This window comes from Desulfosarcina sp. (assembly GCF_033791525.1).
In the GTDB taxonomy this organism is placed as follows: domain Bacteria; phylum Desulfobacterota; class Desulfobacteria; order Desulfobacterales; family Desulfosarcinaceae; genus Desulfosarcina.
The window spans coordinates 1-12,769 of record NZ_JASJGN010000416.1; the positions used below are offsets into that span (position 1 = coordinate 1).

Annotated in this window: 10 protein-coding genes; 6 read left to right on the forward strand and 4 right to left on the reverse strand. The window is 51.5% G+C overall.

The genetic code is table 11. From position 1 onward, the window contains the following. The first annotated feature begins 154 nt into the window (after positions 1 to 154). The 3 genes from QNK41_RS20115 (at position 155) to QNK41_RS20125 (ending at position 4,276) form a co-directional block, all read left to right on the forward strand. Entirely contained in the window at positions 155 to 1,375 is a 1,221-nt protein-coding gene (locus QNK41_RS20115; RefSeq protein WP_319260744.1) for an AmpG family muropeptide MFS transporter, read from the forward strand. An 80-nt stretch (positions 1,376 to 1,455) separates the two neighbouring features. Next, positions 1,456 to 3,204, forward strand: coding sequence for a DUF6178 family protein (locus QNK41_RS20120; RefSeq protein WP_319260746.1), 1,749 nt, complete (start codon positions 1,456 to 1,458; stop codon positions 3,202 to 3,204). Positions 3,205 to 3,388: 184 nt separating this feature from the next. Then, positions 3,389 to 4,276 (forward strand): DMT family transporter, encoded by an 888-nt coding sequence (locus QNK41_RS20125; RefSeq protein WP_319260749.1) that lies wholly within the window; start codon positions 3,389 to 3,391, stop codon positions 4,274 to 4,276. Here the strand turns inward: QNK41_RS20125 and QNK41_RS20130 are convergent. Continuing rightward, positions 4,273 to 4,881, reverse strand: a complete 609-nt coding sequence (locus QNK41_RS20130) for a TetR/AcrR family transcriptional regulator (protein WP_319260751.1) — start codon at positions 4,879 to 4,881, stop codon at positions 4,273 to 4,275. The genes QNK41_RS20125 and QNK41_RS20130 overlap by 4 nt on opposite strands. A gap of 162 nt (positions 4,882 to 5,043) precedes the next feature. Between QNK41_RS20130 and QNK41_RS20135 the strand changes: the two genes are divergently transcribed. Both QNK41_RS20135 and QNK41_RS20140 read left to right on the forward strand, forming a co-directional pair. After that, positions 5,044 to 5,451 carry a hypothetical protein gene (locus QNK41_RS20135; RefSeq protein WP_319260755.1) on the forward strand — a complete coding sequence of 136 codons (408 nt, stop codon included), beginning with the start codon at positions 5,044 to 5,046 and terminating at the stop codon, positions 5,449 to 5,451. 278 nt (positions 5,452 to 5,729) lie between these two features. Then, positions 5,730 to 6,137 carry a hypothetical protein gene (locus QNK41_RS20140; protein WP_319260757.1) on the forward strand — a complete coding sequence of 136 codons (408 nt, stop codon included), beginning with the start codon at positions 5,730 to 5,732 and terminating at the stop codon, positions 6,135 to 6,137. A gap of 802 nt (positions 6,138 to 6,939) precedes the next feature. On the opposite strand, the gene QNK41_RS20145 is transcribed toward QNK41_RS20140, so the two are convergent. Together QNK41_RS20145 and QNK41_RS20150 are read right to left on the reverse strand one after the other, a co-directional pair. Beyond that, positions 6,940 to 7,662 (reverse strand): response regulator transcription factor, encoded by a 723-nt coding sequence (locus tag QNK41_RS20145; protein WP_319260760.1) that lies wholly within the window; start codon positions 7,660 to 7,662, stop codon positions 6,940 to 6,942. 222 nt (positions 7,663 to 7,884) lie between these two features. Further along, positions 7,885 to 8,838 (reverse strand): HAMP domain-containing sensor histidine kinase, encoded by a 954-nt coding sequence (locus QNK41_RS20150; protein ID WP_319260763.1) that lies wholly within the window; start codon positions 8,836 to 8,838, stop codon positions 7,885 to 7,887. A gap of 358 nt (positions 8,839 to 9,196) precedes the next feature. Between QNK41_RS20150 and QNK41_RS20155 the strand changes: the two genes are divergently transcribed. Next, a complete protein-coding gene (locus QNK41_RS20155; RefSeq protein ID WP_319260766.1) occupies positions 9,197 to 9,406 on the forward strand; it encodes a dodecin family protein in 210 nt (69 codons plus the stop codon). 67 nt (positions 9,407 to 9,473) lie between these two features. Here the strand turns inward: QNK41_RS20155 and htpG are convergent, their stop codons facing one another. Then, positions 9,474 to 11,408, reverse strand: a complete 1,935-nt coding sequence (gene htpG, locus QNK41_RS20160) for a molecular chaperone HtpG (RefSeq protein WP_319260769.1) — start codon at positions 11,406 to 11,408, stop codon at positions 9,474 to 9,476. Positions 11,409 to 12,769: the final 1,361 nt, after the last annotated feature.

The following is a 12,769-nucleotide window of genomic DNA, read 5'->3' on the forward strand; positions in this document are numbered from 1 at the left end:
GGCACTCGGGCACCAAAGTCCGAACGGCTTCATTTGCCAATGCGTCCGGCAAATGAAATAACAGAATTTAGCACCAGAGCAAAGTTCCTTTCGGATAGGTGGCCATTCGTGGCCTGAAAAAGCTTTTTACGAATCCGTCAAACTTATGAATCCCATGAACCATCCACGACTTGCATCAGCAGTGATCAATCGCCGCATGCTGGTGGCCCTGGTGATGGGTTTTTCCTGCGGATTGCCGCTGCTGCTGACCCTGTCCGTGCTCCAGGCGTGGATGACGGAGTCAGGTGTGGACCTGACCACTATTGGACTGATGACCCTGGTCGGATTGCCCTACACCTTGAAATTTTGCTGGGCGCCGCTGTTCGACCGCTACACCCTGCCCCTGATGGGCAGGCGGCGAGGATGGCTGCTGGTATCTCAGTTGTCTCTGATGGCGGCATTGGTCTGGTTGGGTTTCAGCAATCCGGTTGCCCACCCAGAACTGCTGGCCGTCTCCGCTGTGGCCGTGGCCTTTTTCAGTGCATCCCAGGACATCGTTGTGGATGCCTATCGGCGGGAGGACCTGCCCGACCACGAACTGGGTCTGGGATCCTCGCTTTACATCAACGGCTATCGTGTGGGCATGCTGTTGGCGTCCGGCGGCGGCCTGATTCTGGCGGACCATCTACCCTTTTCCAAGGTGTACCTGATCATGGCTTTGTGTGTGCTGCCGGGGGTGATCACTACCGTACTGGCACCGGAACCCCACGTAGCCAATTTTCCCGTCACGCTCAAGGCCGCCGTGGTAGAACCGCTGGTGGAGTATTTCAGCCGGGCGAATGCCATGTGGATTCTGGCCTTCATCCTGATGTACAAAATTGGTGATACGATGGCTGCGGCCATGACCACACCATTTTACCTGGACATCGGTTTTTCCAAAACCCAGATCGGGACCGTGGTCAAGCTGTTCGGGTTCTGGGCCACTGTCGGCGGCACCATTTTAGGTGGTGTTACCATGATCCGATTGGGCATCCTACGCAGTCTCTGGATTTTCGGCATTCTTCAGGCCCTCTCAACCGCGGGATTTGCCTTGCTGACTGTTATCGGTCCTAACTTGACGGCACTGTCAGCGGTTATCGCTTTCGAAAACCTGAGCGGTGGAATGGGTACCTCAGCCTATGCGGCTTATATGGCCAGCATCACGGACAAGCGCTTCACAGCCACCCAATATGCACTGTTGACCAGCCTCATGGGCATCCCTCGGGTGCTGGCCTCGGCCCCCACCGGCTTTATGGCCACACACATGGGATGGCAGGGGTTTTTCATTTTCTGCACCTTGATCGCCCTTCCCGGACTGCTTCTGATTTTACGGATAAATGGCCAACGCCCCGACTGATCCCTGCTAAAATCATTGTTTTTATAAATTATCTGATTATGGTAGAGCAGAACTTATCGACAGGAGGAGTAACCCCCAACGTGACGCAAACGAAAGCCCCCACCCTCAACCATTCCGATCGGATCCGGCAACTGGCGCAAATTCGGCGGCACATTCTGTCAATACCTGCCGAGCAGGCCATGGCCGCTATCCTCGACCACCCGCAGCCGGCGGCACTGGTCCACTCGTTTCCGGAAGAAGATCTGCATTTTCTCATCCATGACCTCGGGACGGACAACGCCCTTCCCCTGGTTGCCCTGGCATCCAACCGCCAGTGGGAATATCTGCTGGACATGGAGGTCTGGGAGAAGGATCAGCTGAACTACCCGCTGACCACCACCTGGTTGCAGTTGCTGCTTCGTGCGGACCCGGACCGGCTGGTCAAATGGTGTTTCGATGAACGGCTGGAGTTCCTTGAATTATATCTGTTCAGGAATATTGAACTCCGGGTCAGGGAGTCCGATCAGTTTTCATCGGATCTGGATGACGGCTTTTTCACGGATGACGACACCTTCTACGTGCGCTTCGTGGACTATCCCGTGGCCACACCCGAGAGTGACGCGGCCAAGGCACGGCGCAATGAAATGCTGAGCCTCCTGTTGCGCCGTATTTCTGGATTTGATCACCCCCGTTACCAGGGTTTGCTGATGGAATCGGTGAGCCTGATTCCCAGCGAAACTGAGGAGGAGTTGTTCCGGCTGCGCAACGTGCGTCTTGCCGAAAAGGGATTTCTCCCCTTTCACGAGGCGGTCGGTGTTTACCAGCCGCTGCGGCCAGGAGAGCTCGCGGCCAGGGGGAATAAAACAATTCGGCAGCCATCGTCGGAGGATCCCCGTTTTCCGGTGCCCCAGTTTGCCGCCACGTTCCTCGATGGGGACAACCTCTTCGTACGTGCATTGAAAGGGATCCGTGACGCTCATGTGATTCAGCAGCTCCAGGGAGAACTGGCCGGTCTCTGCAATCAGGTCATATCGGCTGACCAGGCGGTCATCCGGAACCGCGACCAATTGAAATCGGTGGTTTCCAGGGTCAGCGGGTACTTGAGCATCGGGCTTGAACTAATGACCGAAAGCACGGCTAACAAGCAGGAATCCATGGCGTCTGCGCTTTTACAACGTCATTTGCTGGCGGATATCTTCAGAAACGGGTTCGGTAGCGCCTTGCAGCTGAAATGGCAGGCCACGCGCTGGCGCAGAGAGAGCTGGTGCCAGTCACAACAGGTAGATCTCACCTTCTGGGACGAGGCATGGCTTGGGCTGTTGGGCGGGCTGTTGATCAATCCCCCACAGTTCTATGATCCGTCCGGATCCGGTCCCATTTACCGCGATTTTCTGACACGGGATGAGACCGAAGCGACCGGTCGTGGATTGGACCAGGTGATTGCTCTGGATCGTCTGCTCAAGCGCATGGATGTTACCATTTCAGCAGATGCGGGTATCCGGCGTCTGACATACAAGAATCTTCTGCTGACCCTGTGGGTCAGGGCGTCGTTGAAAACGCCACCGAACGACACGGTCACGCCGACCTTTGCCGTCTCATTTGCAGCTTTCAAGGCATTCTATAGAGCACTTTGGACGGACCAAGCGGGCCAACGACTTATCGGCGACGGGAAAAAGACCGAGTTTCTCGATTGGGCCGCGAAGGCCTCGGGCCAGTCACCCGAGAACCTTTCCAATCGCCTGGGCACTGTGTTCGCGGCGCTTTTCGATGAAATTGAACGTGAACTGGCGCCCGTGGATGCAGGCAACCTTGATCCACGTCATGTTAATCTGTTTTTACTCAAACACTGATGGACTCGTAAATAGTCGCATTTCCGACGGATTCGTAAAAACGCCGAGATCAAGGCTTGCAAATCCCGAAGAATGGGGCGTACTTACGGTACGCCGCAGTGATGAGGGATGCAGCGTAACGCAGATATCGGCTTTTTTACGAATTCGTCAACACTGATCCGGCCATTAACCAGCAGGTCCTTTCATGCAGATGATCGGTGTACTCTGCTCTACAGGTGCCGCCTTTTGCTGGGCCGCCGCTGTCATCATGTTCAAAAAGAGCGGCGAGACCTTCTCACCGATGGCCTTGAACCTCTTCAAGGGTGTGGTCACGCTGTTACTGCTGGTGCCAACCCTCTGGTTTGCCGGCATACCGCTTTTCCCGGTCCGGCCGGCCAGCGACTGGATGATGTTTGGCATATCCGGCGTCTTGGGCATCACATTGGCCGACACCTTTTTTTTCATGGCCCTCAGGCGACTCGGTGCCAGCCGATGGGCCGTGGTGGATTGCCTCTACCTGCCATTCATCCTTCTCATATCCGTACTGTTTTTAAATGAATCCATCGGGATCAAAGGGATTGTAGGCGCCCTTCTGGTGATTGCCGCGATCGGTGCGGATGCCTGTTCCGGGTCTTCGATAACCTTGTCTCGGAAGGATTTTTGGATAGGGCTTGTCTTCGGCGTGCTGGCAGTGATTCTGATTGCGGGAAGCGTCGTCATGGTGAAGCCGCTGCTGGAATTGACCAGCGTCCTTTGGGCAAGCTTCGTCAGGCTCCTCGCCGGAGTTGCCGGCTTGGTCGTCATTGCGGTGATTCATCCCGAAAGGCGTGAGATCCTGGGCGTGCTGTTACCGTCATCGGCATGGAAGATTGCCCTGCCGGCATCTATTGTGGGCAATTACTTGGCCATGCTGGCATGGCTGGCAGGATTTAAATATACGCTGGTTTCCGTGGCGGCCATTCTGAATCAGCTCTCCACCATTTTCACCTTTATTCTGGCCGCAGTTTTCCTGAAAGAGCCGGTAACCCTGCCACGGATGATCGCCATTGTGATGGCGGTGTCCGGCGCACTGCTTGTGGCCACCGCCGTTTAGTCGAACAGGTAGCGATGAATCATATCCGCCAGGCCGTCTATGAGCCGATCAACATCTTGATTCTCACCGAAGATGGTGATCGAGCAGATAATCTCTTCCACGGCGGCTGAAATGACATGGGCTGCGGTCTTAATGTCCGTTATTCTCAGTTTATCCCGAAATTGTTCGATGAATCGCTCGACGTGCCCCAGGCTACGCTGATCCATCTCATTGAATACGGCTTCGACTTCAGGGTCGGAATAGCGCATGGCCAACACTTCCCGGTGAAACTGGGGATAAGGCTCGTGGGCATCCAGCATGGCTTTGATCAGACGGTAAACACTCTCCTTTCGATGGTTTGGATCGAACTGATGTTCGCCTAAGATCCGCACGATCTTTTCTTCGATATGCTCCCTGAAAATCTCCATGAACAGTTCTTTCTTGTCCTTGAAATAGGAATAGAAGCTGCCCACGGAGACGCTGGCCGCCGCGGCGATCTCCTTGGCGTTGGTGCCGTGAAAACCGTTCTTCGCAAACTGATCTTTTGCCGCCACAAGAATGCGTTTTTTGGTTTCAATACTCCGTTTTTGCTGGGGAATTCTGGTTTTTTGATCCTTTTCTGTCATTCCGATGCCTTTCTTTGCGTTATTTCATACCCAATTCCCGTCACACGGTCAATCAAAGCGAAAAAATATTTATGTTCATGTTGATATAACGGATATCAGACTGATCTTGTATATAAGAACAAAATCGTTCGATCAGGTTTGTTAACCAAATGGAGGGTTACCATGATAAAATCATTAAATATAATGGCAGCGGTGATGGCAACGATGATGGTGGCAGGTGTAGCCATGGCGGGAAGCGTGGATATCGGGCTGGGTAGAATGGACCAGGCCGAGTTCGATACCCTGCGACAAATGGTCAACGGCAGCTATCAGCCCTCTGATTCCGTAACCACGGAGATCCGCCAAAACATACACGTTGCTGAATTCAACCAGACAGATGTGGATGACATCCGGCAGGCGATGGCAGCCGGCAGCATCCAGAGGGTTGCGACTAAATCCGTAGCGGAAAACGGCATGGTGGATATCGGCACCGGCGCAATGGCGACCGGCGAATTCTGCGACCTGAACAAACTGGTGGCCACCAACACCGTTACCGGCCCGAACAGTGGTTTTGATTTCATCTGTCCGTAAGTGCAGATCTTTCAACGCAACTGACGCCACGATAAACATCCAATCCTACTGATAATGGCCTGTGGAAGCACGATTCCCGTGTGACTCAGGCCTTTTTCTTTCACACCCCAGACAGGCAGTTGCCTGTTGAATGTGCCCTGCCCGGATTTAACCTAAACCAATATGTGAATAAAAGTTCATTTTTAACTTGACAAAATAAGCGCCCGGCCATATTTTCCATCTGAAAAATGAACATTAAGTCACGTTCATATTTAAAACAAACCCAAAAGGAGGACTCGATGAAAAAATTAACATTAGCATTCCTGATCATGGCGGTAGTCGCAGTTAACCATGCGTCGGCAGAAATGGTGGACATCGGAACGGGTCAGATGGAACCATCCGAATTTATTGCCTTGAAAGCCATGGTCCAGGGGCGGCAGCCGGATTACGTGCCAGCGGTTTCGACCCCGCTCGATCGCCCAGAGCGCTACGGCCTGGTAGAAATGGCCCGTGCAGACTTTCAAGCGCTTCGCGATAAAGTTGCCGGCCGAAGCGCCAGCGTCGATACGAAGCCAGCGGTAAAAACGGTCCAAATGATCAATATCGGCACAGGTGAAATGCCCATGGACGAATTCATCGCTTTGAAAAACATGGTCGAGGGAACGGATATCTTCGGATTGTACCATCTGGCTGCCACACAACCGTAGCATTCTCAAATGGACGCTGATCAATCACTACGTCCAGACGTCAGTGTTCCTCAATAACGGCCACCTTGTCGAGGGTATCGAGGTGGCCGTCTTTTTTTGGTCTCACGGTTCAACGTCGGACAAGGTAAGGATCGGTCGAAAAAAAATGGGGCCCTGTCGCCGGCCGATGCGAAATACGCGACACGGTGCTATTGGTTGAACAGAAGGAACGAAATGAAAAGGATCGGGAATATTTCAGGAAAGGGCCTTTGGATGTGCCAAACGGGCCTCTTGTCGAGGACTTCGTCGGTCCCAACTGGTGCGGCGGTCTTCTCCGCTGCGGCGCTCAGGGATGTGAACGGCGTAGGTAAACTGCCGTCGGTCTACCCCGGAACGCCGTCCGCCATTGTCATGAATCGCCGTTGTCTTCATCAGAATTCAGTTCGCCTTAGATTGCAGTGGAGTTAGGATGACACTTTTCGGACGTAATTTAATTGGCGCCTTCTCGTGTCAAGTCAGAGAAGGACATACGCGATTTGCTTTTATCGATTTCATGCAAGAATCGCGCTACTTCTCCGAGCCGATTACAACTAATATTAATTTCAGGTAGTTGTAACCTTTGCCAATTGGGGCCGTCACAAAAGTGTGGAATTTATGAACGATTAAATAGGAAACTATTTTCCACTAAGAAAAAAAGTTCTTACTATCCGCGGCGGAGTTAGGGGGGCTGGGTCAATGACTTACCCGTTATTGCAATCAATCCGGATAAGCGAATTAAAATAAATAACGCATGTAGTTAAATTATGTCATATTGGTTGACAGGTCATTCGGAGTCATGATCGAAAAGATAGCCGATGGATCGAAGACTCTTAAAATAGACCGGGCTTCTGGGATCGAGCTCAAAATATTTGCGGAACCGGACGATAAAGTTGTCCACTGTGCGTGTGGTGGTTTTCCGGGAATACCCCCAACCGATCTGCAACAGTTTTTCACGGGAAAGCGGCTTGCCACGATTGGCGATAAACAGTTTGAGCACCTTGGATTCCTGTTCAGTCAGGGAAATCTCGCCCATACGGCAGCGTGCGGTATTGGTTTTAAAATCGATGCGATTGTCGCCAAAATGATAGATGTCGAAGGATGGGAGGACCGGATCGCCGTTTTCCTGATTCCAGCCGCCGCGTTTGAGCAGACGCTCGACGCGAAGAAGCAGTTCCTCCAGGTTAAAGGGTTTGGCCAGGTAATCGTCCACCCCGAAGGCAAGCCCCTTGATCCGGTCATCAGGATCGGCCTTGGCCGAGAGGATTAAAATAGGCAGCCGCTCATCTTCCAGCCGGATGCTCTGAAGAATGGAGAGACCGTCTATGCCCGGCAGCATGATGTCCAGAATCACTAAATCCGGCCCGATCTCTTTCCATTTATTCAGGCCTGCCACGCCGTCAGAAGCGATAGCCACCTCGTACCCCTGAAGGATCAGGTTCAGTTGGATGCCTTCGGCGATATGCCGCTCATCTTCGATGATGAGAATACGCTTTTTGGGGGTTCCCATAATGGCTGCTCCTGTATCATCCATATCACTTACATTGCACGATATTCACGCCTATTTTGTGCCCATTCACAAATGGTAGATTTTGGTTCCCCGCGATGCGGGATCTGCGACACGCCAAGGCCGCAGCGCTTTTTAAACCGCGGGCGTAGCAGCGCTACGTCGAGGATATAAAAAGAGCGAGAACGCCGGCCTGGGCCGAAAGATGCCGTTTGTGGATGGGCGCTATTCCAGGGCCGGCAGAATCAGGGTGAACGTCGAGCCTGTGCCCCGCCCCTGGCTTTCGGCCAGCACCTTTCCCTTATGGAGGCGAGCGATGTTTTGCACCAGGTGTAAGCCCAGCCCGCTTCCCTTGGCCGTCATATCGGCCGATTGGCCGATCTGGTAGAACTTGCGGAAAATTTTTTTCATCTCTTTTCGCTCGAAACCGATGCCGTTGTCTGTAAACCGGATGTGCGTCCCTTGGCGCTTGGGTTCGATGAAGATGTCCACTTGCGGCATTTCAGCAGCATTGTATTTGATGGCATTGGTCAGGATATTCATCAAAAGCATCTCAAACAGATGCCGGTTGATTCGCTGGTACACGGTTGTGGTGTCCGGGTGGTGGACGGCAATTCGGCACTCTTTGAACAGGTGGGCGTTTTCTTCAAGGAACTGGTTCACCGTCTTGACCAAATCACAGACAACAAACTCGCCCATATAGCTTTTGCTTTCCAGTTTGGCCAGGTTCAGCATGCGGTTGATGTTTTGGGTCAGACGGTCCACGTCGATGAGCATATACTGGATGTATTTTAGCTGCTCCTCCCGCGACAATGCGTACCTTGAGAAGGTCTGCAGATACAGTTGGAGGGAAGTCACCGGCGTTTTGAGTTCATGGGTGAAGTTGTTGATAAAATTGTTTTGCATCCGGTACAGTTGCATGGTTTTCTGGCTGAATACGAAAATGATGAAGATGCCAAGCAATATAATTCCAATCAGTATGCTCAGGACGAGGATCACCAACCATGTGTTGGCGGCGAACACCTGATCCTGCTCGACGTTGAACCGCACCATGGCCGACCGAAGACCGCTGCTGACTTCAATATACCAGTAAATATATAGAAAAAGCGAAACCATCAGGGCAGTGACGGAGAAGATAAATACCAGTATGGGATGAAAAAGCCACTTCACCTGCTTCATGGGTTGTGATGGGTCCTTTGCATAAAATGACGCGATTGTGGCTGCCTGAACAATGCTGTCGATGGCCGATAAGCGATACTACCGGTTTTCGATGCACATTTCAATGCGCCGGCAACACCGCAACAGGAAATTTCCTTGACCGGTGGGCATACCCATATTAAGTTATACCCATATTCTTCCTTCCAGATTTTTTGTGTCTGTTATTCGATGTTGAACGTCACTTTTCCAGCGAGCCGTTCTGTCTGGTTGGCCGCTGTAGCCTTCATTAAATGTTCGGGCATGGGATCATCCGTTGAAATGAACGTGTCGTTTCAGCGGGTTTTCGTATTACTAACCAGAAACCCAAAAGGGGGAAATCATGAGCGAAAGTGTTTACAAAGTCATCGAACTGGTGGGAACCAGCACCGCGTCCTGGGAGGAGGCGGCGAAAAATGCAGTCGAAACCGCTTCCAAGTCATTAAAGGATCTGCGGGTGGCGGAAATTTCGAAACTGGATATGAAAGTGGAAGGGGGCAAAGTCACCGCTTTTCGCTCCCGGGTGAAGCTGTCTTTTAAATATAACACGTAATCAACAGGTGGGATTGGCAATCAGCCAGGCTGCCCGCTACCGGGCAACCTGGCTTTGCCTTTCTGAGTTATCCCATGGCACGGGACATCAGATCACCCACCATTTTCGAGAAGCGGGCGGGGTTGTCGAGTTTTCCACCTTCACTGACCACGGCCATGTCAAATAAAAGATGGCTGAAATCTTTCAACTCGGGGTTGTCCCGGTCGTTCTCAAAAAGGGTCTTGATCTTTTCCACCACCGGGTGATCCATGTTCAATTCAAGGACACGCTTGACTTCGTTTGGTTTTTGCCCGGACGCCTTGAGCAGTTTCTCCATGTACGCACTCATGTCCCAGGTGTCGCCGGAGAGGCAGGATACCGAATCTTTGAGCCGCGATGAGGGTTTGACCTCTTTGATCTTATTCTCCAGGTGCCCTTTGATAAAGCCGAAGAGTGCATTATAGGCTTCTTTTTTGGTCTCATCCACCGCGTCCAGATCCAGATCACCTTTCTCGGCGCTCTTCAGCGGCTTGCCGTCATATTCGGTCAATGACTGCACCACCCACTCATCTACCGGATCGGTCATCAGCAGCACTTCAAAATCCTTCTCTTTCAGGCGTTCAAGGTGGGGACTGTTGATCAGGGCAGAGAGCTTGTCGCCGGTTATGTAAAAAATATCCTTCTGGTCGGCCTTCATATTTTTCACATATTCATCCAGCGATACCCACGAGTCTTCGGATTTGGTGGTTTTGTAGCGGATCAGGGTGGCGATCTTATCCTTGCTGTCCGGATCGGTGTGAATTCCCTCTTTCAACACGGCGCCGAACTCATCGTACAACTGATTGTATTTCTCCACATCCATCTTGTCCAGCAGATCGAAGAGCTTTTTGACTAGATTCTTGCGGATATTCAGCACCAGCCGGTCCTGCTGAAGGATTTCGCGGCTGACGTTCAGGTTCAGGTCGGATGCATCCACCACGCCTTTCACGAACCGGAAATATTCGGGCATCAGTTCCTTGCAGTCGTCCATGATGAACACTCGCTTGGAATAAAGGTGGATGCCGTGGCGGCGTTCCGGTGTGAACAAGTCGAAAGGGGCCTTGGAGGGGATATAAAGCAGGGCATCGTACTCGGTGGTGCCTTCGAACTTGAGATGGAGCCGCTCCATGGGCGGGTTCCAGTCGTGGCTCAAATGCTTGTAGAACTCTTCGTATTCTTCGTCCTTGACGTCATTTGAATTGCGGGCCCAAATGGCCTTCATGGAATTGAGGGTCTCTTCGCCCATCACCTTGCGCGTGGTGGCGCCGATGGGCTTGCCATCCTTATCCTTGATCACCTCTTCATCGGGCAGCGGCTCGTCGCGTTCGACCTCCATGGCAATGGGGTAGCCCACAAAATCGGAATGCTGCTTGACGATGCCGCGGACGGTCCACTGATCAGTATAATCCTTATCGTCCTTTTCCTTTTTTTTCAACGCCAGGGTTATGGTGGTGCCCCGGTTGGCTTTCTCGGTCTCTTCAACGGTGTAGGATCCGTCTCCGGCTGAGACCCATTTGACAGCCTTGTTCACATCCACACCGGCAGACCGGGTGACCAGGGTGATTTTATCAGCCACCATGAAAGCACTGTAAAAGCCCACGCCGAACTGCCCGATCAATTCCGGTATCAGCGTTTCATGCCCTTTGGCATGCTCCAGGGCTTCCATAAAACTGGCGGTGCCGCTCTTGGCGATGGTGCCGATGTTTTCCATGACCTCCTCGTAGGTCATGCCGATGCCGTTGTCCGAAATTTCAAAGGTCTGCTTGATGGCATCGGGTTTCAACTGAATCTTGAACTCGCTGTCTTCACCCAGAATGCCCGGCTCGATCTCGGCCTTGTATCGGACCTTGTCAATGGCGTCCGATGCATTGGATATCAGTTCCCGCAAAAAAATGTCCTGGTTGGAATAGAGGGAATTGATGATCAGGTTGAGAATCTGCTGCACTTCGGTCTTAAACTGATGGGTTTCCTGTTTGGCTTCCATTGGCTCTCCTGAACGGTTCTTGATCGATTTTGATGGTTGTTTTTATCAATGGTTATAATTAGTTCGACGACTGTTGATCAACAATTATGGGCGCGATTTGCGGTTTGTCAAGGCCGGGAAACCGGTTTAAAGGATAAAAACCAGTCTGTTCACCGGTGCACACCGATAGGGTTTCAACCCCAGAAAAAAAAGGCCCCAGGAAATGGCACTGGTTTGAACCCTCCCCGCGGCCCCGATGAGCGGGATCTTTGCTTCGCGCCGACCCCGATGGCGGGATCTCCGCTTCGCTTCGACAAGCGGCGAGGAATGCGCTCACTATCGCGGTTCAAACGGTACGGTTCAAAAACGAAGACATATGATAACCTATATATTTAAGGTGGTTATTAATTTTTTCCAGAATGCAGGGGTTAAAGTTCAAAATCTTGAACTTTCTGGAAAAAACTATTTTACGCTTTCATATAAGCAAGTTATTACATAACATGCTGGCAATAAGTTTATAATCTTGAACTTTTCACATCATGATCCGGCGCTTGCCGTCTTGGCGAAACAGGCGGAAAGGATAGAAAAAAAATAGTAGGTGACTAAATTTATTGTTTATAATTCGATTCTGTTATTTTTTTAGTTCTGACAATCGAATTTGGCAAGATGTTTGCTTTTGTCTAATGTCAACCTAATAATTTTCATCTGTTCTCCTCCTTAACGGTTAATCGGTGTCATCCCGATTAACCGTTTCCTTTTTGGACCCTCGGATTAGAATTGCAAAATCCTGCCCAACAAGTTAAAATTATCCCTATTTCATAAAACGATCCACGATTGTCCTCCTGAGTATACCCCAACGTTGCAAAAGCGGGAGGGTTTCAGAGCCAAGGCGCCGAGGGTGACGCCGTAGCACTTTACTGCAATCCCTTGGCATCGCGGGTCGCAGATCCCGTCGAAGACGGGGATCTGGAATCCTCCCGCTTTCCCGAAAGGGAAAAAACATGCGAAAATCATTGTTTATGCAGGAATTCACATCCGGTGGACTCCTGCTCATCCGCTAAAATAAAACATTTTCTATATCTTTACAGAATGTTACAATAATTTTCACATGTTTTTATGCAACGATGGGGTAAACCTTATCTTACCGGATTCCCCTCACCCTGTCCCTCTCCCCATAGGGGCGAGGGGACCCAATCAACAAGCAGCGTTGATACGGCTGGTCGCGTGGAGCATGCCCCGTTCCGAGAAGGAATTCTCATACGCGACTTCCGACTTCCGACTTCCGACTCCCGAACCCCGAACCCATCAAAAAATAGCTGATAAGCTGTTGAGCTGATAAGCTGATTAGGGAGAAAGCTCAAAGCTCAAGGCTCAAGGCTCAG